Origin of the sequence: Haemophilus haemolyticus M19501, from assembly GCF_000222025.1 — a bacterium.
Classification (GTDB): Bacteria; Pseudomonadota; Gammaproteobacteria; order Enterobacterales; family Pasteurellaceae; genus Haemophilus; species Haemophilus haemolyticus_G.
In genome coordinates this window covers 227,312-252,819 of the sequence record NZ_AFQO01000015.1, presented here as the reverse complement: position 1 = coordinate 252,819, position 25,508 = coordinate 227,312, and the positions used below count along the sequence as shown (strand labels likewise).

Genomic DNA, 25,508 nt, shown 5'->3' with positions numbered 1-25,508 from the left:
ACAAAAGTATTTGATTTTACGTTAAAATAACAGCCATCTATGAATTGATAGGAGATTAAAATGGGCTTATTTGACAAGTTATTCGGTTCAAAAGAAAACAAATCTGTGGAAGTTGAAATTTATGCACCTATCTCTGGTGAGATTGTTAATATTGAAGATGTTCCAGATGTGGTTTTTTCTGAAAAAATCGTGGGTGATGGTGTTGCTATTCGTCCTACCGGTAACAAAATCGTTGCGCCAGTGGATGGTGTGATTGGTAAAATTTTTGAAACCAACCATGCTTTCTCAATGGAATCAAAAGAAGGTGTAGAATTATTTGTACACTTTGGTATTGATACCGTTGAGCTGAAAGGTGAAGGCTTTACTCGTATTGCGCAAGAAGGCCAATCTGTTAAGCGTGGTGATACCGTGATTGAATTTGATCTTCCTTTATTAGAATCAAAAGCAAAATCTGTATTAACACCAATCGTGATTTCAAATATGGATGAAATTTCTTGCATAGTGAAAAAATCAGGTGAAGTGGTTGCTGGAGAGTCAGTGGTATTAGCCTTAAAAAAATAATTTGTTTACGATAAAAAAGTCCGCCTTTGTGCGGATTTTTTATTTATTATAGTTACCTAGGGTAAGTATACCCTAGGCTAATTTAAGTGCTACCCCGTTGGGGTAGTGTAAGGTTCCTCAAAGAGGAACAACTATAACTAACCGTGGGTATACTTACCCACGGTAAAAAATAAATTTCAGCAGAAGAAAATCTTAGGGTAAGTATACCCTAGGCTAATTTAAGTGCTACCCCGTTGGGGTAGTGTAAGGTTCCTCAAAGAGGAACAACTATAATTAACCGTGGGTATACCTACCCACGGTTACACAGTAAAAAATTACGTTAGTTAAAATGGAAATAAACAATGATCTATAAACTTACTGGCTCACTCCAAAATTACGTATGGGGAGGGCATCAATATATTCCTCAATTACTGAATATTCCTGCAGAAGAAAATCAATATTATGCTGAATGGTGGTTGGGCGCCCATAATTCTGCGTCTTCAACCATTGAAGTCGATGGTAAAAATGTATTACTTACTGAATTTTTACAGAAAAATCCTACCGCACTTGGCGCACAAAGCCGAGCAAGTTTTGGTGATGAATTACCGTATTTATTAAAAATTCTTGATGTTGCCCAACCCCTTTCTATTCAACTTCATCCAACAAAAACGCAAGCTGAAATAGGTTTTGCGGAAGAAAATGCGAAAGGCATTGATTTAAAAGCATCAACACGGACTTATAAAGATAACAATCATAAACCTGAAATGATGATTGCTTTATCTGATTTCTGGTTGTTGCATGGTTTTAAAAATAAATCGGATATTATCGAAACTTTAGAGGTACGCTCATCTTTAGTCCGGCTTGTAAAAAAATTGCATGAACAAGATTTACATGCTTTTTATGCCGATATTATGCAAGCAGAACAAGCTCAGCTACATCAATGGCTTTACCCAATTCTGTTAGAGAATCAAGCAGCTTATGAGGCTAATAGTCTTGATTTAGCTAATCCAGATTATTGGGTGCTTTACACCATTGATGCAATGAATATTTCTTTAGATAAATTAGATGCTGGTTTAATCTGCTTCTATTTGTTTAATATTGTTCATCTCAAAAAAGGTGAGGGAATTTACCAAGATGCTGGCATTCCGCACGCTTATTTACGTGGGCAAAATATCGAACTGATGGCTTGTTCAGATAATGTGATTCGCGGTGGTTTAACGCCTAAATATGTGGATATTCCAGAATTGCTTAAAATTGTAGATTGTCGTGAAGTAGAGCCTAAAATTATCCCGTCAGCACCTCAAGACGCGCGTATATTTACTTATGCTACGCCTGCGCAAGATTTCGCTTTGCAAAATATTCAATATGAATGTGGCGAAACTCATCATTTAAAAGCACAAAGTGCGAGTATTTTATTGGTGATGAAGGGCCGGTTAAATTTACGCTCAGAAACGACCGCACTTTCTTTGAAACAAGGTGAGGCAGCTTTTATTACTGCAGGTGCGGCTTATGAAGTGGAAGGCTTAATTGAAGGCTATGCAGTGGTAGCAAAATTGCCTTAATTTTATATAAAATAGGCTATAAAAGTGCGGGTGGATTTGATAGACTTTTTATTCAATCTATCCAATAAAGGAGAAAAATATGCTTGATGGATTCGCGATTTCTACATTAATTTTTGTGATATTAGTCGCATTAATTTTGTTTTCTACAGTGAAAACCGTACCACAAGGTTATAACTGGACAATCGAACGTTTCGGTCGTTACACAAGAACATTAATGCCTGGGCTAAATTTAGTGGTGCCTTTTGTTGATCGTATTGGCCGTAAAATTAATATGATGGAACAAGTTTTAGACATTCCTTCACAAGAAGTGATTTCTAAAGATAACGCCAATGTTTCTATTGATGCGGTTTGTTTTGTGCAAGTGATTGATGCTCGAAGTGCGGCTTATGAAGTAAACCATTTGGAACAAGCTATCATCAATTTAACCATGACAAATATTCGAACCGTGCTTGGCTCGATGGAGCTTGATGAAATGCTTTCCCAACGTGATTCTATTAATAGTCGATTATTGGCTATTGTGGATGAAGCGACAAATCCATGGGGGATTAAAGTAACGCGTATTGAAATTCGTGATGTTCGTCCGCCTCGTGAACTGATTGATTCAATGAATGCTCAAATGAAAGCGGAACGAAATAAACGTGCTGAAGTATTAGAGGCAGAAGGGATTCGCCAAGCTCAGATTCTCCGTGCTGAAGGTGAAAAACAAGCTAGAATTTTAAAAGCGGAAGGGGAGCGACAAGAAGCCTTTTTACAAGCTGAAGCTCGAGAACGTGCCGCGGAAGCTGAAGCAAAAGCAACGCAGATGGTATCAGAAGCAATTACCAGCGGTGATACCAAAGCAATTAACTACTTTATCGCTCAAAAATACACGGAAGCATTGAAAGAAATCGGTAGTTCAGGAAACAGTAAAGTCGTGCTTATGCCATTAGAAGCGGGCAATTTAATTGGTTCTGTTGCTGGTATTGCAGAATTATTAAAGGGCGATAAAAAATCTTAATTTAGATAAAGTGCGGTGATTTTTTTAATCGTTTATCACCGCACTTTTGTAATAAAAAGCCCTTACAACAAATAGGAGAGTCTATGGCGGATTGGTTAATAAATTGGACGCTTTGGCATTGGCTGATTTTAGGCTTTATTTTGCTTATTGGTGAAGTGCTTACACCAGGGATATTTTTGCTATGGTGGGGATTAGCGGCTTTAGTGACGGCATTTGTACAATTTCTTTTTCCAAGCCTTTCTCTTGCCTCACTTGCTATTTTTTACGCGCTATTAGCTTGCATACTTTCTGTGATTTGGTGGAAATATCAACATGGTAAAGATCGCCATGATCAATCTCATTCAACATTAAATCAACGTGATCATGCCTTACTTGGTAAACAAGGCATTGTTCAAGATCTTGGCGCAAATGGAATTGGTCGAGGTGCTTTTGGTGATACAACTTGGCGTATTCAAGGAGATAATCTCACGGTTGGCGCATTGATTGAAGTTGAACGTGTGGATGGCATTACGCTGATTGTAAAAAATCTTTCTAATTAGTTTTGGGTTTTATTCAATAAGAAAAAACAGGCATTAAGCCTGTTTTTTTATAGGATAAATCTTCCTTCAGAATTTACCGCACTTTGGGATTAGCCCAGCGTCGCTAAAATAATTTGCTCTTGATCAATATGAATCCAAACTTGTTGTCCGATTTGCCATTGATGCGGCTGGTGGACTGTGGCACAAAATTCAATGTCGCTTTCAGCAAATTGAAGGATGGCTTCTTCTTCATTGAGTGATTTGATATTTACAGGGAACTGATTAGATTGATTCTCCAGTGGTTTTTCACTAATTTTCACCCAAGGTGCTTTGAACATCAGCATCACTTCTTTTTCTGTAATCAGTTTCAAATGAGCCGAGCTTTTTGTGGTAATAGAAACTTGCAACGGCGTTGGTAATCCTTGCACATTCACATCCACAACACAACGGGCGTCAATAATTCTCTGTTGTGCCACTCGTCCAAAAAATTGATTGCGTGCGCTACTTTGTAAAGAAAAACGTGCAGTTGCCGTGAGTAAACTATCTAACGGTACGGATTCATCTTGTAGAATATGAAAAGCGTGTTCTTGCGTACGTTCTAATAAATCATAAAGTTGTAGCAAGCGCTCGGCATAAGTGGTAAGCGCCGTGCCTCCGCCATTTTTTCCACCTGTATTTCGTTCAAGCAATGGGCGAGGGCTGATTTTATTCATCGCTTCTAAATGATCCCACGCACTTTTATAGCTCACTTTTGCATTTTTCGCTGCTTGATTAATCGAACCGCATTGTTGAATTTCTTTTAGTAAACGCACGCGTTTTGGATCGATAAAAAGTGCTTGTTGAAGTTTAATGGTGAGTAAAATTTCGGTGTTTTTCATTTTGCTGTCCCTAAGTAATCCTAAGTGGTAAGCCTAAGCGTTATATATTTTACTAAATAATTTTTCTTTTGCTATATGATTGTTATTTATTTCAATATATAATTAAGTAGATAACGTTCAATCATAGGAGATGATTTATGAAAAAATTAACTAAAATTTCAACCGCACTTTTAATAGCAGGATTAGGATTTTCCTTTGCGGCATCCGCTAAAGTGACTGTATTTGCAGCTGCTTCAATGACAGATGCTTTACAACAAGTAGCAAAAGATTACGCAAAACAAAATCCGAAAAATGAAGTAGTGTTTTCTTTCGCGTCTTCTTCAACTTTAGCAAAACAAATTGAAGAAGGCGCGCCAGCAGATATTTTTGTCTCTGCAAGCAATAAATGGATGAAATATCTTTCTGAAAAAGATTTAACGGTGAAAGAAACCGAAAAAGTTTTAGTGGGCAATGATTTAGTCTTAATCGCACCAGCAAAAAGTGCGGTAAATTCTGTGGATATTGCAAAAGGCGAATGGATTAATGCATTAAAAGATAGCTATTTATCTGTTGGCGATCCTGCGCACGTACCAGCAGGTCAATATGCAGAAGAAGCATTAACCAAATTAAATTTATGGGATAAAGTGCAAGATCGTTTAGCGCGTGCTAAAGATGTGCGTGGCGCATTAGCTTTAGTTGAACGTGCAGAAGCACCTTACGGTATTGTGTACAGCACTGATGCAAAAGTTAGCCAACAAGTTAAAACGGTTGCGGTTTTCCCAGCGGATAGTCATAAACCAGTTGTTTATCCTGTTTCTATTGTGAAAGGTCATGATAATGCGGATTCTCGCGATTTCTTGAAATATTTAGAATCAGATGCAGCGAAGAAAGTGCTTGTAGGGTATGGTTTCTCTGCAAAATAAGGTGGCATTTTAACATTTATTAAGGGCAGATATTTCTGCCCTTTGTTATTAGCGTTATTATATCTCTCGTAAATGTGGGATTTTTCCCATCAATCAGACATTTAAACAGAGGCTATTCATTTTGCTTACCCAAATTTTTTCATTTTTCAATTTGACGCCAATGGAAATCTCAGCGATTAATTTAAGTTTGAGTGTCGCTATTAGTTCCATGCTTTGGAGTTTGCCGTTAGCCATTTTTGTCGCGTGGCTCTTAGCGCGCAAAAACTTCTATGGCAAATCCCTGATTACTGGCGTAATTCATTTGCCTTTAGTGTTGCCTCCTGTGGTTATCGGTTATCTATTGCTTGTGGCAATGGGGCGCAATGGTTTCATTGGCAAGTATTTATATCAGTGGTTTGGCTTATCTTTTGGTTTTAGTTGGAAAGGTGCGGTGCTTTCCTCCGCAGTGGTTGCCTTTCCATTGGTTGTTCGTGCGATTCGACTTTCTTTAGAAAATATTGATATTAAATTGGAGCAAGCAGCACAAACATTGGGCGCTTCTGCTTGGCGTGTATTTTTTACAATAACCTTGCCACTTTCTTTACCTGGGGTTTTAGCTGGGCTTGTTCTTGGTTTCGCGCGATCATTAGGAGAATTTGGTGCGACTATAACCTTTGTATCGAACATTGCAGGCGAAACTCAAACCATTCCCCTTGCGATGTATTCTTTTATTCAAACACCTAGCGCAGAAGAACAAACTGCTCGCTTATGTTTATTTGCTATCATTCTTTCATTGATTTCTTTGCTATTGTCAGAGTGGTTGAGCAAGCGAATGCAGAAAAAATTAGGACAAGGAAATGTTGCAGATTAATGTGAAAAAACAGCTCGGGCAACTTGCCTTGCAAGCGAATATACAAGTGCCAGATCAAGGTGTGACAGCTATTTTCGGTTTGTCTGGCTCAGGCAAAACATCGTTGATTAATCTCGTCAGTGGTTTGATACAACCAGACGAAGGATTCATCCGTTTAAATGACCGCACTTTAGTGGATATGGAAAGCCAAGAATCATTGCCGACTCACTTGCGTAAAATTGGCTATGTATTCCAAGATGCGCGTTTATTTCCTCACTACACCGTGAAAGGTAATTTGCGCTATGGCATGAAAAATGTCTCGCAAGATGATTTTAATTATATTGTCGATCTTCTCGGCATTACTCACTTATTAAAGCGTTATCCGCTCACGCTTTCTGGTGGTGAAAAGCAGCGTGTAGCAATTGGTCGAGCATTATTGGCTGAGCCCGACATTTTACTGATGGACGAACCACTTTCTGCCCTTGATGTTCCCCGCAAACGCGAGCTAATGCAATATTTGGAACGTCTTTCTAAAGAAATTAATATCCCGATTTTATATGTTACACATAGCTTGGACGAATTGTTGCGTTTAGCTGATCGCGTTGTGCTGATGGAAAACGGCATTGTGAAAGCCTATGACAGCGTAGAAAAAATTTGGAATAGTTCTATTTTTGCCCCTTGGAAAGGGGAAAGTGAACAGAGTAGTGTACTTGCTTTGCCCGTTCATTTGCATAATCCACCTTATAAAATGACCGCACTTTCGCTAGGCGAACAAGCACTTTGGATTCATCAAGTACTCGCTAATGTAGGCGAGCGAGTGCGAGTTTGTATTTATAGTTCAGATGTTTCTATTACACTGCAAAAGCCAGAACAAACAAGCATTCGTAATATTTTACGTGGCAAAATTACACAAATTGAGATACAAGATTCTCGAGTGGATCTTGCTGTATTAGTGGAAGGGCATAAGATTTGGGCAAGTATCAGTAAATGGGCGCAAAATGAACTGCGTTTTGTTGTTGGGCAAGATATTTATGTTCAAATTAAAGCGGTGTCGGTGATGTAGTAAACGCTTTACTGAATAAAACACTAATATGACATAATATAAAAAACGCTTGTAGTGTATATTACAAGCGTTTTTTTTTGTCTTAATATCTAGAAAAATAAAGAAATTCATCAAATCACCCTGATATTTATACAGCTTGCATTTTTTTTTTTTTTAGAATGGGTTAGTTTTTACTCTAAAAAATCGGGTTTAAACGTGGTCATCCGATCTAGGATGAAATTTATTCTAAAGTTTTTATATAGGATGTTTAAAATGAAAAAAACAATCTTAGCTTTATTAGCATTAGGGGTATTTGGTGCTAATAGTGCGTTTGCAGCGGCGGTACAAACACAAAACCAATCCGCAACTCATGCAAAAATTACCGTTAATGGTGAAGTTGTGACTCAAACTTGTGAAATTTCTATGAATGATAGAGATAAACATGTTAAGTTGGATACAGTAGGTACAAATAGTTTAAAACAAAAAGGTGACGTGGCAGCTCAACAATTAGTTACTATTCATTTAGTAAACTGTCTCACTACAAATGGCGTTCATGATCCACATACAGGTACAGAGAATCAAACTACTAAAAATAAAGTCTCTGTTACCTTTAACCATACTGAAAATGTAGATACTGCTAATCAGTTTACATTAAAAAATATCGAGAAGAATGATCCAGCTTCATTTGTTAATATTCAATTTGCTGATACTAACGGCAATGGATTAAAACTTGGACAAAATGATGTAGATGCTAAATTACGCGTAACTAATCTTTCTACAACGCCAGAGATAAACTTCCTTGCCCGTTACTACGCAACAGGTCAATCTACAGCAGGTAAAGTAAAAGCCGAAGCTGAATTAGACTTAGCATACGAGTAATCAAAATATTACGTTTATTCCCTTGCCCACCTTTTGGTGGGCTTTTCGGTATCATTATTTATGCTAAGAGAGTGATGTATGTTGTCCTGTTCTAAAAAGTCTATTTTTATTTCTGCGATTTTATCCTGTTTATTTGCCACTTTTTCCGCTCACGCTAGTGTGATTATTCTTGGTACGCGTTTAATTTACCCAGGGAATCAAAGCAGTCTCAATGTGCAATTGAATAATCAAGATAGTTCCCCCGCTTTGGTGCAAAGCTGGATTGAAGACAAACAAGGCAGCCAAGCACAGGTGCCATTTATTATTACGCCACCCGTCACGCGTGTGGAGGGGAATCAAGGGCAAACCTTGCGTATCACCTTTACTGGCACACAAGCTTTACCACAAGATCGTGAATCGCTTTATTATTTTAACTTATTGGATATTCCACCTAAACCAAGTAAAGCCTATTTAAAAGACAACCCGAATTATTTGCAGTTTTCGGTGCGTAGCCGTTTAAAACTCTTTTACCGTCCAAGCAATTTGCCTTATCCACCAGCAGAAGCCTACAAAAAAGTCAAATGGCTTGCCAAAGGCGGCAAACTTTGGGCAGACAACCCAACACCTTATTATTTAACCTTTACCCAAGCCACAGTTGGTGGTAAATCCGCCCCTGAAGCTGTGATGGTTGCCCCTTTTAGCCAAGGCGAATTTGACGTAAAAGGTGTAAATAACGGACAAAAAGTAAAATGGTCGTTAATTAACGATTATGGCGGCGATGTAGCTGGCGAATCAACCATCAATTAACCGTACGCTGAGCTAACGTAGGGTGGGCTTAAGCCCACGCGTTTAACTCAAATGGTTATGATTGGTCATATTCACTTTACCGTGGGCTTACGCCCACCCTACGAGGTTTTGGGGTGATGCGATGAATATATTCATTTGACCGTGGGCGTAAGCCCACGCGTTTAATTCAAATTGTTATCGTTGGTTATATTCATTTTATCGTGAGCGTAATCCAATAATTATTAACGAGATATTATGAGAGAATTTTCTTTTAATCCGCGTTTAAGTCTAATTGGTTTTTTAATTGGATTGGCTTGTTTTCCCTTGTATGCAAAGGCGGAAAACGTGCCAAATACACCAAAAGAAAGCTTGAATGTAGAAGATGAAGATGTGGAATTTAGTGCTGGCTTTTTGAATATGGGCGGTAATGGTTCTAACATTGATGTTGCACGTTTTCAACAAAAAAACAGCGTATTACCTGGAGAATACCCAGCTGCTGTTTGGGTAAACGGCAAAGAAAAAGGCGAAATGACATTGCGTTTTCGTGATAATGAAAATGCAGATATGCCTTTTGCACAGCTTTGTTTTACCCCTGAATTAGAAGCTTTGTTGGATCTAGAATCAGCTGCTATTAAACGCTCCCCAAGTGAGAAAGAGTGTGTGTTTATTCAAGACGCAATTCCTGATGGGAAAGCGGTATTTAACACAGGGCAACAGCGTTTAGAATTTACGATTGCACAAGCCTTAACCATCAATCGCCCTCGCGATTACATTTCGCCAAGCCGTTGGCAAACAGGCGATGTGGCAGCGTTTGCTGATTACAATATTAACCACAGTCGTTATGCAAACCAAGGTTCGCAATCTTCGCAAATGTTTTTAAATTTGCGAACAGGGGTTAATTTAGGTAATTGGGCATTTCGTCATTCTGGTTCAAAAAGTTGGAGCCAAAGTGAAGGGCAAAGCTACAATACGCCGTACCAAACTTACGAAACCTATGTACAGAGAGATTTTGCACCGATTCGTGGGCTGGTTACTTTAGGCGATTTTTATACATCTGGACAAGTGGTCGAAGGGTTTGCATTACGTGGTATTGATATTTCCTCTGATGATCGAATGCTCTCGCCATCACAACTTGGCTTTGCGCCTCGTGTGCAGGGTATTGCAAATAGTAATGCCGTAGTGAGCATTTATCAAAATGGCAATATCATTTATCAAACTAATGTTACGCCTGGGCCTTTTGTGATCGATGATCTTTATTCTAGTGGCTATAACGGCGATCTCACGGTGGAAATCAAAGAGGCAGACGGCAAAGTGCGGTCATTTATCGTGCCGTTTTCTAATGTTGCCCCTCTAATTAGAATGGGACAATTCCGCTATCAAGTCGCTGCTGGGCGTTATCGCAGCGGGGAAGAAATCTATCCTGATAATGTCGCGCAAAGTATGTTGCAATATGGTTTGTATAATAATATTACTATTAATACAGGTGTGACTTATAGTAAAAATTATTTGTCAGGTGCGTTAGGGTTAGGATTGAATACCCCGATTGGTGCGTTTTCTGTAGATAGTACTTGGACTCGTAGTACCTTTTTGCCGCACAGTCTTGTGGATGAAAATGGTGCAATGAACACACAGCCAAGCGTGCGAAAAGGTTATAGTTTACATGGTAATTACAGTATTAATTTTAACCGCACTCGCACCAATATTACGCTAGCAGCCTATCGTTATTCTTCTCGTGATTTTTATAGTTTAAGTGACGTGATTAATGCGAATCATTTCATTGGTAAAAGCTTTTTTTCTGTGTTATCGCCTCGCCCTAAAAATCAGTATCAACTATCCATTATTCAAGATTTTGATAAATGGGGAAGTTTATATTTAGTTGGCGCAACACGTAATTATTGGAATAAATCAGGCAGTTATCATCAATATCAACTCTCTTATGCGAATCGTTTTAAATGGCTAAGTTATCAAATCGGCTTTTCACAAACGATTGATCGACAAAGTGGGCAGCGCGATAACCAAATTTATTTGAGTATGAGTGTGCCGTTAGGTCATAACCATTCACTTTCGTCTAATTATGCACGTAATTCGGCAGGTAATAGCAGTAGCCAAATTGGTATCAATGGAAGTTTTGGTAAAAATAGTCAATGGAGTTATGGCGTATATGGCAACTCAGGACAAGAGGGATATCGCAATATGTCAGCAAATATGAGTTATCGTAATTCTTATTTCGACTTTGATGCTTCTGCTTCTAGAGATAATCGTGGATCTCGTCAAATGAGTTCTAATTTATCTGGTGTCGTGGTTGCACATCGCCACGGAATAACTTTTGGCGAATCTGTTGGCGACAGTTTTGCGGTGGTGCATGCAGATGGTGCAGCTGGTGCAGAAGTGAATAGTGGACAAGGGCAAACGTTGGATTGGTTCGGTAATGCCATTGTGCCTTACACCCAGCCTTATCGCATTAATGAAATTGGTATCGATCCGCAAAATTTACCGCTAAATATTGAATTTGATGGTACGGAGAAAAAAATTATTCCGCGAGCAAATAGTATTCACGTGATTGATTTTGAAACTAAACGTAATCGCCTCGTACTGTTTAACTTAACCCGTACGAACGGCGAATTATTGCCAATGGCATCAGAAGCTTATGACGAACAAGGGCAATTTGTCGGTTATGTGGTGCAAAATGGTGTGCTGTTTGCTGGTGGTTTACAACAGCCAAAAGGCACAATCAAAGTCAGCTGGGGAAATGGCGAGCAAAACCAATGCCATTTTGATTACAGCGTGAATTTAGACAATGCCACCCAAATGCAACAATATGAAAAAGTCTGTCAATAAATGGAGGATAAACCAATGAAAAAAGTGAAAAAGCAGCGTTTATTCCGCCAAATGATAGGCTTATTCAGCTTGTTATTTGTGACACCTTTTAGCTCTGCATCTGATGGTAGGGTAACATTTACTGTAACGATTAAAAATGGCGGTACTTGCCAAGTGCGTAGTGGCTATGAAAATAAACAAGTTGATCTCGGCACAGTGTATGCCAATGAACTTAGCACAGCCACCCAAACCGCAGGCGAAACAGCTTTCGATCTTTGGGTGGAAGAATGCGGCGATTTAATCAATGAAACCAATAAACTGAAATTTGTGTTAATGAATACCGCAAACAAGCCTAGTTTATTAGACAAAGGTGTGTTACCAAATCTTGAAACGGGGGCAAATAAAGATAGCGTTGGGGTGCAATTATTAACCAAAACAGGCAATCCTATTGAAATTAAATACAATGCATTACCACTTCCTACTGAAGCACTTGTTTCAAGCCCGAATGGGGATACTCTCGGGGCAGAGGCTGTAACAGGGCAAAAGCACGCTTTTAAATTGCCTTTAAAAGCACGCTTTTATGCCATTACAAATGGCAAAAATGATAAAGCAGGCGATGTGCGGGCAGAAGTGATTTTTGCTGCCTTTTATGAATAAGCAAGGAGTTAAAATGAAAAAAACGAGCTTATGGGCAGGCGTGCTATTTTTGCTATTCGGCTTGCCACAAGGCTATGCTGCAAATCACGGTAAAGTGACTTTTTCAGGCAAGGTGCTTGCAGCTAGATTATGTAATATTACCACCGAAACCGCGGGAAAAACCGTCAATTTAGGTCGGGTAAGAAGCCATCAGTTTACAGGCGAAGGAACAACTGTTGGTGGAACCGACTTTACTCTTTCTGTAAGAAATTGTGGCGAAACGCCGAATACGAACCACGCAAATCGCTTGAAATACTATTTTGTTTCGCCTGATGCAACCGTTCAGATAGTTAATGGAAATTTTGCGAATATACAATACTATTTAAAAAATACGCTAGATTCAGGCAATAAAAATAGTGTTGGCATCCAAATTTTTGCTAAAGAAGGCAGTGAGGCAGGAAAAGTGATTAAGATAATACAATCATCAACCTTACCGACAGATACTTCCACTGGTAATGTATACACTGGCACTCAACTTGGGGCAAAAGCAAATGGAGACACTTTTGAGATTACCCTGACAGCCAAATTCTATGCTCTAACCGCTGGATCTGCAGACAAAGCTGGCAAAGTCGCCAGCGAAATGACCTTTGAGGTATTCTATGAATAAATTTGTAAAAACATTTCAAAAATTGACCGCACTTTTTATTATTCTCAATGCTATACCTAAAGAGGTGCAGGCGGATAAGCAAGGAGAGTGGCATAATGAGTGCAATACAGGAGGAAATCACGGGTGTATTCGTTTTCCCGGTGGGCAGTCTGTAACACATTATCCTAAACAACCAATAACAACAGAACGTTATCTTTTTCCACGAGATAATCCTGTTTCGGCTTCAAAACCTATTGATATGACTAAACTGATCCAAGCTTTAGGTAAACACGAAATTGCAATGGAAACTTATCGGATCCCAGGAAAATCAAGCTCAAGAAATAATTCCTGTTTTTTATCTGAATTACATTTAGATCGTTCTATTTGGAATACGATTCCTAATACATCTCCGACTATTTTTCAGCTAAAAGAATTCCCTTATTTAGGCTTTACTTTTAGAGTTAGATCTAGCTTATCAGGTCAGCCTGCAAGGGTTGGGGAAAACAATTTTCTTCAAGGTTGGCATAATATAAATGATTATGAGAATGAATTTAGAAGTGGTTGTGGATTTACAACAGAGTTACGCATAACACCGATAATGGAAATTACACCGAAAGATCTTAGTCATTTAGTACATGATTTTCAATTTCCAAGCGGAGATATTGATCTCAAATTACAAAACGCGTTCTTCGGGGCATTTTCTTTAGATGGATACAGCCGTGCAGGACCGAAACCAGTAGTTACCGAAGATGCGGGGACAACAATTAACGGCAATAACGTAAACATCCGCCTTTCTGCGGTAACCTGTCTGATTAATGGGCAAGCTAATCACGAACGGGATTTTGGCACGAAAAAGAGTTCAGACATTACCGCACCTATTACAACAAAACCTGTAGATATTCGTGTAGACTGCGGTGCAGCTACCTATATTGAGCCGTGGATTGTATTTACCGATAATAATGATACTGGTAACGTTAGCAGCACACTCAAAATGGTTTATACCGATGACAGAGCAAAAATTGCCAATGTTGGCATAAAACTGAAACAAAAAAATGGTAATTACATCGAATTCGGGCCTGATAGCCCTAAAAAAGGCACTCAAAACCAAATTAAATTAACCAAAGAGTTTCCACAACGAAATGAGTACATTATTAGTTTTACTCCCGAGTTAATTAAATTGAATGCTTCCCAAAGAATCGAAGGCGGAAGATTAGAAGGCCTCGCGACTTATACCTTGTCATATCAATAACCAAGCCCGTAGGGTGGGCGTAAGCCCACGAAAAAATAAATATGCCTAAGGATAATTATTTGGGTTAAAAGCGTGGGCTTACGCCCACCCTACACTGGATTATATGTTGTCATATCAATAACCCAGTTAAAACAAGTCTGTAAGGTAGGCGTAAGCCCACGAAAAAATAAATATGCCTAAGGATAATTATTTGGGTTAAATACGTGGGCTTAAGCCCACCCTACATTGGACTATATGTTGTTATATCAATAACCCAGTTAAAACAAGTATAAAATGCGGTGAATTTTCACCGCATTTTTATCGCCTTAATCTTCACTAATTTGAAATAATAACTGTATTTTGCTATTATATATTGGCTTTTAGGAAACAAACCTTCAATTCCTACTGAACGTTTCCTTCAAAATCGCACTTCTATGTGCTGTCATTTGTAGTGGTTCCATTACACATTTTTGCCTCTAGGCAATGTTTATTAAATCTATTTTTAATCTATTCACTTAATCGTTAAGGGGAAAAGTTTGTCTTTATTTCAATTTATGACAAAGCGAACGTCATTTAATCCTTTGGTAATTGGCGTTACATTATTTTTTATATTGTTACTGATGGCGATGATTTTAATTGCGCCAGTACAAACTCAATTATTATTAAATCAAGCTAAAACCAGCATTTTTGCCAATTTTAGTTGGTTTTATGTACTCACTTTTTCAGTGTTTTTAGGATTTTTATTAATTTTATCAGTAAGTAGTCTTGGCAATATAAAATTAGGGCAGGATGAAGAAGAACCTGAATTTAGTTTCTTATCTTGGCTTGCGATGTTATTCGCCGCAGGAATGGGGGTTGGTCTGATGTTTTTTGGCGTAGCAGAACCATTAACCCATTATCTTTCTGACATTACAACAGGTTCAGCTGAACATAAACAACAAGAGGCTTTACTTCATACCCTGTTCCACTGGGGCATTCACGCGTGGGCAGTATATGGCACCATTGCTTTAGCATTAGCTTATTTTGGGTTTCGTTATAAATTACCTTTAGCATTGCGCTCTTGTTTTTATCCTTTATTAAAAGATCGTATTAATGGCAAAATCGGCGATGCGATTGATGTTATGGCGTTACTTGCCACATTATTTGGGATTATTACCACATTAGGTTTCGGTTCATCACAGCTTGGTGCTGGGCTTGAACAAATAGGTTGGATAAGTCAGAACAGCTTTGGTTTACAAGTTGGCGTTATTGTTGTGGTGATGTGTTTAGCGGTGTTTTCTGCCATTTCTGGTGTTGGAAAAGGCGTGAAAATATTAAGTGAAATTAACTTAACTTTAGCATTTTGTTTACTTCTTTTTGTTTTAATTGCAGGACCTACGTTATACCTTTTATCTGCATTTAGCGACAACATTGGTAATTATTTCAGCAATTTAGTGCAACTCAGTTTTAAAACCTATGCTTATGAACAAGAACATACTAGCTGGTTTAGTGGATGGACTGTGCTTTATTGGGCTTGGTGGTGTTCTTGGGCTCCGTTTGTGGGTTTATTTATTGCCCGTATTTCTAAAGGGCGAACTATCCGTGAATTTATTTTTGGTGTATTAGTTATTCCAAGTTTATTTGGTATTTTATGGTTTACTGTTTTTGGTAATACAGCGGTATGGCTAAATGATGGCATTGCTGCAGGTGGGCTTGGCGAATTTATTTCTTCCCCAGAAATTTTATTATTTAAATTTTTAAATTATCTGCCTTTACCAACAATAACTGGTTTTGTGAGTTTATTAGTGATTTCATTGTTTTTTATCACTTCAGCGGATTCAGGCATTTATGTGTTAAACAACATTGCATCTCGTGATAAAAGTTTAGCTTCGCCTGCGTGGCAAGCCATAATGTGGGGAACTTTAATGTCTGTTGTTGCAATTGTGCTTATGCAGTCTGGTGGACTTGCTAATTTGCAAACAATGACATTAATTGTTGCTTTGCCTTTTGCTTTATTGATGTTGGTAATGTGTTTTAGTTTATGGAAAGGCTTAATTGCGGATAAAAAATATTTTTCTACTAAAGTCAATCCAACTAGCATTTTCTGGAGCGGCGATAAATGGAAATCACATTTAGAGCAAATGATGAACCAAACGCAAGAGAAAGATATTTTACGTTTTCTTAAAAATACGGCGTTACCCGCTATGCGAGAATTACGTCAAGAATTAACAGGAAAATATAATTTAAGTGTAGAAATCAACACATTATTTGAACAAGAAGAGCCAGCTTTAGAATTGGTAATTCATAAAGAATCAATGCGAGATTTTATGTATGGTATTAAATCTGTTGGGCGAGAAGTGTCAGAGCAATTAATTAACGATGAAAATCTACCGCACATTCAGCATAGTGTTACTTACGAGCCTTACACTTATTTCTTTGATGGACGAGTCGGTTACGATGTTCAATATATGGATCAAGATGAATTGATTGCTGATATGTTGAAACAATATGAACGTTATTTAAGTTTGCTTGATGATGTGGGTCAGGAACTAATGGCACACGAGCAAACCGAATTAGCAGAGTAATCGATTTAAAGGTGCAACGTGTGCCTCGTTTTTTGGTTATTTAACTTGATTAATCAAAAATTGGGTTAATAGCGAAACTGGGCGACCAGTTGCACCTTTATTTGCGCCTTGTAACCAAGCCGTACCTGCAATGTCTAAATGTGCCCAGCGATATTTTTTCGTGAAGTTAGACAAAAATGCACCAGCTGTAATTGCGCCACCCCAGCGACCGCCAATGTTGGCAAGATCAGCGAAAGGCGATTTCAGTTGCTCTTGATATTCTTCGCTTAATGGTAAACGCCACGCTTTGTCTGTGGTTTCTGTTGCGGCTTGGAGTAGTGCATTGGCAAGATCGTTATCTGTAGAAACTAAGCCACTGTTGTGTTGACCAAGGGCAACTACACAAGCCCCCGTCAAGGTTGCAACATCAATAACAAGCTCAGGTTCAAAACGTTCAACATAAGTAAGGGCATCACAAAGGACTAAGCGACCTTCCGCATCGGTGTTGAGCACTTCTACGGTTAAACCGTTCATGGTGGTCAGAATATCGCCTGGGCGATAAGCATTGCCATCAGGCAGATTTTCACAACCTGCTAAAACACCAATAACATTTAATGGCAAGTTCAACTCTGCAATGGCTTTCATTGTGCCGAAGACTGAAGCTGCCCCACACATGTCATATTTCATTTCATCCATGTCAGCGGCAGGTTTAAGTGAAATACCGCCTGCATCAAAGGTTAATCCTTTGCCGACAAGTACAATGGGTTTGGCGTTTTTATCTGGCGCATTATTGAATGTTAAAACAGACATATAAGCTCTGTTTTCAGAGCCTTTTGAGACGGCAAGATAAGCATTCATTCCAAGTTTTGCCATTTCTTCTTCATCCACAACTTTTAATGAAAGTGCGGTAGAATTTTCTGTTAAATTTTTTGCTTGCTCAGCAAGATAAGCTGGATTGCAGATATTGGGTGGCATATTTGCGATATCGCGTGCTGCTTTTATGCCAGAGCTAATCGCATTGGCGTGAGCAATGGCTTGTTGTGCTTGATCACAATCTGTATTGAAGATGAAGGATTCTAAAACAGAGGCTTCCGTTTTTTGAGATTTGAAATGATCAAATTGATAATTAGTGTGTTCAATCGTTTCAATGGCAAAGCGAATATTCCAATAAAGATCGCGATCTTTTAATTCAATTTCAGTTAAATAAGAAATGACTTCACGAGTGTTGGTTTCTTTTAGTGTTTTTAATACAGCTTGGATGATTTGTTTATATTGACGCTCGGTGAGTTCTCCTTTTTTGCCACAGCCAACGATTAAGACGCGTTTAGCGGATAAACCTTGAAGATCACGAAGTAAAACAGTTTGCGCTAATTTGCCTGTTAGCTCACCTGATTTCACTAAATCGTTTAAATAGCCTTGGGTTAATTGATCGATTTCATTAAAACTTTTTGAAAATTCATTATTTTCATAGACGCCTAAAACAATGCAATCAGTGGTTTGAGAAAGTGCGGTATTTTTTGCTTGATATTTCATTTGTTGTCCTTAAATTTCTGTTTAATTCAGCGAAAATAAGGTATCATACGCGACCGCTTTTATCCAGTTTTCCCCGTTTTAGATTTAGAAAAACAAACGAAATAAGATGATTTTAATTCGATATTTAACGAAAGAAGTATTTAAGAGCCAAGTCGCCATTTTGTTCATTTTATTGCTGATATTTTTCTCTCAGCAGTTAGTGCGCGTACTTGGATCTGCGGCTAATGGTAAAGTGCCAGCTGATTTGGTATTTTCCTTGCTTGGGCTTGGAATGCCTGCTATGGCGCAATTAATGTTGCCATTATGTTTGTTTATTGCGATTTTACTCACTTTTGGTCGTCTTTACGCTGAAAGTGAAATAACGGTGATGCGTGCTTGTGGTGTCGGACAACGTGTTTTAGTGCGTGTGGCGTTAATGCTTTCATTGATTACTGCGGGACTTGCTGCTTATAACGTCTTGTGGCTTTCGCCTTGGTCAATTCAAAAACAAGCGGCAATTGTGGAAGATGCCAAAGCGAATCCAACAATGGGTGCGCTTGCTTCTGGTCAGTTTATAGCAACGAATAACAACAATTTTGTTTTATTTATTGATAGTATCAAGGGAAACCAAATTAATGACGTGTATTTGTTCCAAACGGCACCAAAAGGACAAACGAAACCGTCAGTTGTGACTGCTGAAAAAGGCGAACTAAAATCACTGCCAAATGGCGATCAAATTCTGAATTTACAAAATACGCAACGAGTTGAAGGTACGTCTGTTTTGCCTGATTTCCGCATTACGCATTTTGATGAATATCAAGCCTATTTAGGTCATCAGGAAACAGAAAATACGAATGATGAAGTCGCAGAATTAACATTGTCTCAACTTATCGGTTTAGATTCTCCTTCTGCGAAATCTGAATTGCATTGGCGTATTACATTAATCCTAGCTGTTCCACTCATGGCGTTAATTGCTGTGCCATTAAGTCGTGTTAATCCTCGACAAGGTCGATTTGCCAAAATTTTACCCGCACTTTTACTCTATTTAATTTATTTTTTATTACAAAGTTCCTTTAAATCTGCGGGGGCAGCAGGAAAATTAGAGGCTGCTATTTTTATGCCTCTTGTTAATATTGGCTTTTTGTTGCTTGGTATCGTGTTAAACGGTTGGGATAGCACGGCAATGTATAAATTCCGCCATTTATTCAGTAGAAAAGGATAAGCAAAATGATGAATACCCTAGATCGTTATATTGGAAAAAGTATTCTTGGCTCGATTTTTGCTACTTTGCTTACATTGGTTGGACTTTCTGCCATTATCAAATTTGTGGAACAATTTCGTAGCGTAGGTAAAGGTACTTATGATATTTGGCAAGCGGTGGCTTTTACTGGGTTAACCATTCCAAAAGATATTGAAACTTTCTTTCCTATGGCAGCATTGCTTGGCGCACTAATGGCTTTGGGTAACCTTGCAAGTCGAAGCGAACTCATTGTTATGCAAGCTGCTGGATTTTCTCGTTTTAAAATTGGTATGGCAGTGATGAAAACCGCATTACCACTAGTGTTGTTAACCATGGTGATTGGTGAGTGGGGGATTCCGCAAACAGAACAGTTCGCTCGTGATATGCGTGCTCGAGCGCTTTCTGGTGGTTCAATGCTTTCCATGAAAAATGGGGTTTGGGCAAAAGATGGTAATAATTTTGTGTTTGTTCGACGTGTGACGGATGACGCAAAATTAAACGATATTTATATTTATACTTTTGATCAGCATCGTAATTTGACGGAGTTGAAACATGCTAACCAAGCAAGTTATTCGGAAGATGAAAGTAAATGGACTTTACGTCAAGTGAATCATTCTATGATTAGCAAAGATGAAATCACGACAAGTAATCGCTTATCGGAAAAATGGGAAACAAATTTAACGCCAGATAAATTAGGCGCTGTTTCTTTACGTCCTACATCACTGTCTATTTCAGGTTTGTATAATTACATTTCATTTTTACGTGAAACAGGTCAGGATGTGAGTCGCTTTGAACTCACATTCTGGCGGAAAATTTTCCAACCTGTATCTGTTGGTGTGATGATGTTATTGGCGTTATCGTTTATTTTTGGATCACTACGCAGTGTGACGGCGGGGGCAAGAATTGTAACGGGCATCTGTTTTGGCTTTTTGTTTTATGTCGTAAATGAAATTTTCGGGCAAATGAGCATTGTTTATAACATGCCTGCTGTTTTCGGTGCGCTCATGCCAAGTTTACTATTTATCGTGATGATTTGGTGGTTGCTGAGTCGGAAACGGGATTAATCCAGATTGTTCAAATAATTGCGTGTTCAGAAATGGCACGCAATATTTTTATGTGTTGTTTTTAAATGAAAGAAGTTAAAAAATCAATGAAAATTGGCTTAGTATTAGAAGGTGGGGCGATGCGAGGTATGTACACCGCGGGAGTACTAGATACCTTCTTAGATAAAGATTTTTGGGTGGATGGTATCATTTCTGTTTCTGCAGGTGCATTGTTTGGTGTTAATTATCCTTCTCGGCAAAAAGGGCGTGCAATTCGTTATAACAAGAAATTTATATCAGATAAGCGTTATATCAGTTTTAAAAGTTGGGTGAACACTGGAAATATCGTGAATAAAGACTTTGCTTTTTATGAAGTACCTTTCAAATATGATGTGTTTGATAATAAAACGTTTAAAGAATCAGATATCGATTTTTATGTAGCTGTGACTAATTTACAAACCGCTCAAGCGGAATATGTCAAATTAATAGATCCTTTGGCGCAAATGGAAGTGTTGCGTGCTACTTCCGCTATGCCTTATGTTTCTCGGCCAGTTGAGATAGACGGGATTCCTTATTTGGATGGTGCCATTGCGGATTCTATTCCTGTCGAACAAATGCAGAAGCTAGGATACGATAAAATCATTGTTATTCTTACCCGCACTTTAGATTATAGAAAATCTAAGCCAATGGCTTGGATTGCCAAATGGTTTTATCGACGTTATCCATATTTTGCAGATGCCGTAAATCAGCGTTATGCCATGTATAATCGACAAGTTGAAAATGTGATTAAGCTAGCAGAAAAAGGCGATATTTTTGTTATTCGACCTTCAGTTGATTTGAAGATTAAGCGTATTGAAAAAGATCCGAATAAATTGCAGGCAATGTATGAGTTGGGTATAAAAGATATGCAATTACAGTGGAAAAATTTATTGGGTTATTTAAATCGATAATAAAAAATGGATTTAAACCTTTTACCGTTTAATCCATTTTTTATTTATTGTGGTAATGCGCCGCTTCCCCAGGTTTGTACTTCTTCAGGGCGTTTTATTTGAAGTAAGAAACGTTTGTTTGGCTGCGCCTGTGGTTGAATTTCTTTTTCTGCTGGTGTGGAGAAAGAAATACCACCTTTTAGCAACTGTTGAACACTTCCTGTATTAAATGCCGCGCCTTTCCAGCCTAAGGTAAAGTCATAGCCCGATGCAATCCAAAACTCTGTATTTTGTCGAATAAGATGACTATATTTCGGCATAATGGCAATATGCACTAAGACGCGATCACCAAGACTGTTAAGCTCAAATTTTTTCACGGTACCCACTTCTACGCCTCGATAAAGAATCGGTGAACCTTCACTTAAATTCATTGCATCGCGTGTTTCTAAAATAAATGGCGTACCATTACTAAATTTATTACGTTGTGGAGCTGTTTGCACTAAATTGAATTGCGTTTTTGCTTTACCATTCCCAATTTCAATATCGATATAAGGCTGTAATAGGCTATCAAGGTTATCTATTCCACCGGCTGAAATTTGTGGTGAGATAATCGTAAAGTTAGAACCTTCTTTTGCAATCATATTCATATAATTAGGGTTGATTAACGCTTTTGCAGTGATGCGTTTAGATTTGGCATCAAGCTGAATACTGTCAATTTGCCCCACGTCTAAACCCAAATAGCGCAGACTCATCCCTTTACTCAGATTGGTTGCATCATCTGCCGTTAAGGTGATGGCGAGTCCGATGGATTTTGCATAACTTTCATTTTCGTAAAGTGTTCGATTATTACCCGAACCAATATTATCAAAGCTAATCGCACCTTTTAACGAACGTGCAAGTGGCGTCGCTTGAATGCTAATTCCTTTTGGTGTGATATCAATTTTCGCCGCACTTTCTACCCAAAAGAGGCTTTTATCCGTTAATAAATGTTGATAGGCAGGGTAAATATAAACTTCTACATCAAAGCTATTAGTTTTAGGTTTAATATTTAAAATTTTTCCCACTTCAAATTGGCGATATAGTACGAGGGAACCTTTATCAATGCTTGGTAACGTTTGGGTTTGTAAGGTTATCGTTGGCGTAAGAATATTTCCTGTGATGCCATGTTCAGCATTGCTGATATTTTGATAAAGCGGATAGCTATCTTTAGCTTTTCCCTGACCTTGTTTCGTTAGTATTCGTACGCCACCTTGTAACCATTTTTCTGGTGTCGCGGATTCAAAACGCAATCCGTCTAATCCAACGCTGATATCAAAATTTGTTGCGGCGACAAATTGTGTATTTTCGTGAATTAAATTGCGATATTCAGATGCAATTGCTGCCTTAAATTGCACACCATTTACGTCGATTTTTTGTGAAACAATTTGTCCGATTGGCATGTTGTTATAAAACACATTTTGCCCTTCACTTACACCATAATTTTCTGGTGCGGTGAGTGTTAAAACTAATGTATTAGGTGCATTGAGTAATAACTCATTTTCTTTAATGACATCAAATTGATGCTTAGTTTCACCATCTCCAGCAATGACATCAAAATATTCGCCACGAAAGAATTTTTTGGGATCTGCTAAATTACCAAGATCCGTTTTTTTATTGCGAAGTACGATTTTGCTATTCGCTTTAAATAAAGAGGCTTGGTTTGGATCTATCAATAAACTGCCTTCTAAAATTTCATCGTTATTTTCAACCGCACTTATTTTAGAAAGAATCCCGATAGGATTATCTTGAGAATAAACTTCGGTCTGTCCTGCAACGAGACCAGCAGATGCAGGGATATTTACGCTGACTTCAATCCCACGTTTTGCGGCTTTTAAATTGGTATAGAGTGTGAAATGACTATTTTCATCTGCTTTTGGACTGTCAGCTGGAGAGTCAAAAGAAACAGCACCTTGTACAACCGCATTTAAACTTTCTACATTTAGATTTAAGCCTGACGGGCTAATGTTGGCGTTAATGCCGCTGATGTTCCAAAAACGTGAATCTTTTTTCACAAACTGTGCATAGGCTTTATCAATCACCACATCTATTTGCACTTTATTGTCTTTATTAATGCGGTAATCGTAAATTTTTCCTACAGGTAGTTTTTTAAAATAGACGGATGCACCGATAGAAATTGAGCCTAAGTCATCAGAAATTAAGTGAATCAATAAATCTCCAGGCGAAACTTGGGCAATGGGGCCTTGTTCTTCCGCAATAAATTCATCTTCGCGATCACCATCACCTGGTTGAAGAGTGATGTAATTGCCTGATACGAGAGAATCTAAACCTGAAATTCCTGCAAGTGAAACATTTGGTTGAACCAGCCAGAATTTTGTATTTTCACGCAAAATACTTGACGCTTCAGAATTGATATTGGCAACAACTTCCACTTTTTGCATGTTATCTGTGAAATTTACTTTTTTCACCACACCAATTTGCAAACCTTGATAGCGAACTTGTGTTTTATCCGCAACGATGCCAGAGCCATTGGTAAAAGTAATCGTGATGCTTGTGCCACGTTCCTTAACAATTTGGAAGAATAAAATTGCCCCAATACATAATGCAATAAAGGGAAGTAACCAAAATGGAGAAATACGACGAGTTTTTCGAACTGCCGCTGTCATTTCTGTATGTTGATCTTTCATTGAAGAACTATTTTTCTCTGTCATAAATTTTCCAAATTAATCGACTATCAAATTGTGAGGTTGAAATCATGCTGCAAAATACGGCAGCGCCGAAGTAAAATGCGCCGGGACCAACGGTAAAATTAATAATTTCACCGCGTGTTACTAGTGACATCATTAAGGCTAATACAAATAAATCGAGCATCGACCAGCGCCCAACGAAATGCACAATATGCAATAAACGTATTTGCCATTTTATAGAGTGTCGCCATTTAAAATGAACACAACTTAGCAAATAAAGTAAAATTGCAGCTTTACTGATTGGGACAAAAATACTCGCAAAGAATACCACGAAAGCAACAAAATAACTGCCCATGTTAACAAAAGAAATTACACCAGATATTAATGTATCTTCAGAGAGCGAACCTGTTAAATAAATGCCTGATATGGGTAATAAATTTGCTGGGAAAAGCATAATAATCCCTGCAATTAAACTTGCCCAAGTGCGTTGTAACTTAATATTATCTGAAATATGAACAGGCGATAAACAGCGCGGACATCGTGGGTTGTTCTTTTTATCGTAATGAATACCATTTTTTGAAAATGTATAGTTGCAAGCATCACATAATTCAATATTGTTTGCATCATAAGCTGGCTCATTTTCGGGATAAAACTCTTTCCATAATGCTTTAAGGTTTAATTTGATAAAAAGTAAGGTTGTCAAAAGTGCGGTGAAAATAAAGGGGATTAAATAAACATTAATTTCCAGTGTTGCATATTCACGCACTTTGAACATCGTCACGCCTAGTGCGACTAAATAAACATCAAACATAACCCAAGGTTTTATATAACCTAAAAAAAGCAAAATACTACGTGGTTTAATATGCAAAATTTTTGCAATCCAGAGCATGATGACTAAAATTGCAAAGGTAATAGGCATCACAACGGCACAGATAAACACCATAAAGGCTGTGTATTCATAGCCTGCCACTGCCATTTTCCAAATACCATCCCAAATAGAAGCATCAATTTTTACACCTAATAAATGAAGACTTAATAGGGGATAATCCAAGGCAAATGGCATCAAAATAAGGATCGATAAAGCAACCATTGCACAACGATGAACAGACCAACGCCCACCTGTCGCTAAATAGTGATGACAACGTGGACATTCAGCTTGTTCATCTTTATTTAATATTAAAGGTGTCGTTACACTAGCATCACATTCTTCGCATTTTATAATTTGAAATGATTTTTGTGTGAGGTTTGATTCTTGCACGAAAGATTATCTTTTATTCAATTGTTAAAAACGGCGCATTTTAGCCTTGTTTAAGTATAT

The 25,508-nt window shown here is 38.1% G+C and carries 21 protein-coding genes; 17 read left to right on the top strand and 4 right to left on the bottom strand.

The features are described 5' to 3' along the window. Positions 1-60: 60 nt before the first annotated feature. From crr to GG9_RS01055, 4 genes are all read left to right on the top strand, one after another. The gene (crr, locus tag GG9_RS01040) at positions 61-561 is read left to right on the top strand and encodes a PTS glucose transporter subunit IIA (RefSeq protein WP_005632596.1); all 501 of its coding nucleotides are present in this window, start codon (positions 61-63) and stop codon (positions 559-561) included. 341 nt (positions 562-902) lie between these two features. Next, the gene (manA, locus tag GG9_RS01045; protein ID WP_005632594.1) at positions 903-2,102 is read left to right on the top strand and encodes a mannose-6-phosphate isomerase, class I; all 1,200 of its coding nucleotides are present in this window, start codon (positions 903-905) and stop codon (positions 2,100-2,102) included. A gap of 79 nt (positions 2,103-2,181) precedes the next feature. Further along, positions 2,182-3,099, top strand: coding sequence for an SPFH domain-containing protein (locus GG9_RS01050; RefSeq protein WP_005628412.1), 918 nt, complete (start codon positions 2,182-2,184; stop codon positions 3,097-3,099). Between the two features lie 83 nt (positions 3,100-3,182). Further along, positions 3,183-3,638, top strand: a complete 456-nt coding sequence (locus tag GG9_RS01055) for an NfeD family protein (RefSeq protein ID WP_005632591.1) — start codon at positions 3,183-3,185, stop codon at positions 3,636-3,638. Between the two features lie 89 nt (positions 3,639-3,727). Here the strand turns inward: GG9_RS01055 and GG9_RS01060 are convergent, their stop codons facing one another. Continuing rightward, positions 3,728-4,495: a TOBE domain-containing protein gene (locus GG9_RS01060; protein ID WP_005632589.1), complete on the bottom strand. Its 768-nt coding sequence runs from the start codon at positions 4,493-4,495 to the stop codon at positions 3,728-3,730. Between the two features lie 137 nt (positions 4,496-4,632). On the opposite strand from GG9_RS01060, the gene modA reads away from it, so the two are divergent. The 10 genes from modA to GG9_RS01100 all read left to right on the top strand — a co-directional run bounded on the left by modA (position 4,633) and on the right by GG9_RS01100 (position 16,803). Further along, positions 4,633-5,397: a molybdate ABC transporter substrate-binding protein gene (gene modA / locus GG9_RS01065; protein WP_005632587.1), complete on the top strand. Its 765-nt coding sequence runs from the start codon at positions 4,633-4,635 to the stop codon at positions 5,395-5,397. A gap of 121 nt (positions 5,398-5,518) precedes the next feature. Next, positions 5,519-6,247, top strand: coding sequence for a molybdate ABC transporter permease subunit (gene modB / locus GG9_RS01070; protein ID WP_005632585.1), 729 nt, complete (start codon positions 5,519-5,521; stop codon positions 6,245-6,247). After that, positions 6,234-7,289 (top strand): molybdenum ABC transporter ATP-binding protein ModC, encoded by a 1,056-nt coding sequence (gene modC, locus GG9_RS01075; RefSeq protein ID WP_005632583.1) that lies wholly within the window; start codon positions 6,234-6,236, stop codon positions 7,287-7,289. Before modB ends, modC begins: the two co-directional genes overlap by 14 nt. A gap of 252 nt (positions 7,290-7,541) precedes the next feature. Continuing rightward, entirely contained in the window at positions 7,542-8,147 is a 606-nt protein-coding gene (locus GG9_RS01080) for a fimbrial protein (protein WP_237702627.1), read from the top strand. Positions 8,148-8,225: 78 nt separating this feature from the next. After that, positions 8,226-8,933 carry a fimbria/pilus periplasmic chaperone gene (locus GG9_RS01085; RefSeq protein WP_005632579.1) on the top strand — a complete coding sequence of 236 codons (708 nt, stop codon included), beginning with the start codon at positions 8,226-8,228 and terminating at the stop codon, positions 8,931-8,933. A 234-nt stretch (positions 8,934-9,167) separates the two neighbouring features. Continuing rightward, a complete protein-coding gene (locus GG9_RS01090) occupies positions 9,168-11,750 on the top strand; it encodes a fimbria/pilus outer membrane usher protein (RefSeq protein ID WP_005632577.1) in 2,583 nt (860 codons plus the stop codon). 15 nt (positions 11,751-11,765) lie between these two features. Then, complete coding sequence (locus GG9_RS0108955) at positions 11,766-12,386, top strand: fimbrial protein (RefSeq protein WP_237702626.1); 621 nt, start codon at positions 11,766-11,768, stop codon at positions 12,384-12,386. A gap of 13 nt (positions 12,387-12,399) precedes the next feature. Continuing rightward, a complete protein-coding gene (locus tag GG9_RS0108950) occupies positions 12,400-13,032 on the top strand; it encodes a fimbrial protein (protein WP_237702625.1) in 633 nt (210 codons plus the stop codon). Next, the gene (locus GG9_RS01095) at positions 13,025-14,260 is read left to right on the top strand and encodes a fimbrial protein (RefSeq protein ID WP_005632574.1); all 1,236 of its coding nucleotides are present in this window, start codon (positions 13,025-13,027) and stop codon (positions 14,258-14,260) included. Before GG9_RS0108950 ends, GG9_RS01095 begins: the two co-directional genes overlap by 8 nt. Positions 14,261-14,775: 515 nt before the next feature. Then, positions 14,776-16,803 carry a BCCT family transporter gene (locus tag GG9_RS01100; protein WP_005632572.1) on the top strand — a complete coding sequence of 676 codons (2,028 nt, stop codon included), beginning with the start codon at positions 14,776-14,778 and terminating at the stop codon, positions 16,801-16,803. A gap of 36 nt (positions 16,804-16,839) precedes the next feature. On the opposite strand, the gene GG9_RS01105 is transcribed toward GG9_RS01100, so the two are convergent. Continuing rightward, on the bottom strand, positions 16,840-18,315 hold the full coding sequence (locus GG9_RS01105; protein ID WP_005632570.1) for a leucyl aminopeptidase: 1,476 nt from the start codon (positions 18,313-18,315) through the stop codon (positions 16,840-16,842). 106 nt (positions 18,316-18,421) lie between these two features. Here GG9_RS01105 and lptF point away from each other — a divergent pair, with 106 nt between their 5' ends. From lptF to GG9_RS01120, 3 genes are all read left to right on the top strand, one after another. Next, the gene (gene lptF, locus GG9_RS01110; RefSeq protein WP_005632568.1) at positions 18,422-19,516 is read left to right on the top strand and encodes an LPS export ABC transporter permease LptF; all 1,095 of its coding nucleotides are present in this window, start codon (positions 18,422-18,424) and stop codon (positions 19,514-19,516) included. A gap of 5 nt (positions 19,517-19,521) precedes the next feature. Further along, positions 19,522-20,598 (top strand): LPS export ABC transporter permease LptG, encoded by a 1,077-nt coding sequence (lptG, locus tag GG9_RS01115; protein ID WP_005632566.1) that lies wholly within the window; start codon positions 19,522-19,524, stop codon positions 20,596-20,598. An 86-nt stretch (positions 20,599-20,684) separates the two neighbouring features. Further along, entirely contained in the window at positions 20,685-21,527 is an 843-nt protein-coding gene (locus GG9_RS01120) for a patatin-like phospholipase family protein (RefSeq protein WP_032825170.1), read from the top strand. A gap of 44 nt (positions 21,528-21,571) precedes the next feature. On the opposite strand, the gene GG9_RS01125 is transcribed toward GG9_RS01120, so the two are convergent. Both GG9_RS01125 and GG9_RS01130 read right to left on the bottom strand, forming a co-directional pair. Then, positions 21,572-24,214 carry a PqiB family protein gene (locus GG9_RS01125; RefSeq protein ID WP_005632561.1) on the bottom strand — a complete coding sequence of 881 codons (2,643 nt, stop codon included), beginning with the start codon at positions 24,212-24,214 and terminating at the stop codon, positions 21,572-21,574. Beyond that, the gene (locus GG9_RS01130) at positions 24,198-25,448 is read right to left on the bottom strand and encodes a PqiA/YebS family transporter subunit (protein WP_005632559.1); all 1,251 of its coding nucleotides are present in this window, start codon (positions 25,446-25,448) and stop codon (positions 24,198-24,200) included. Before GG9_RS01130 ends, GG9_RS01125 begins: the two co-directional genes overlap by 17 nt. Positions 25,449-25,508: the final 60 nt, after the last annotated feature.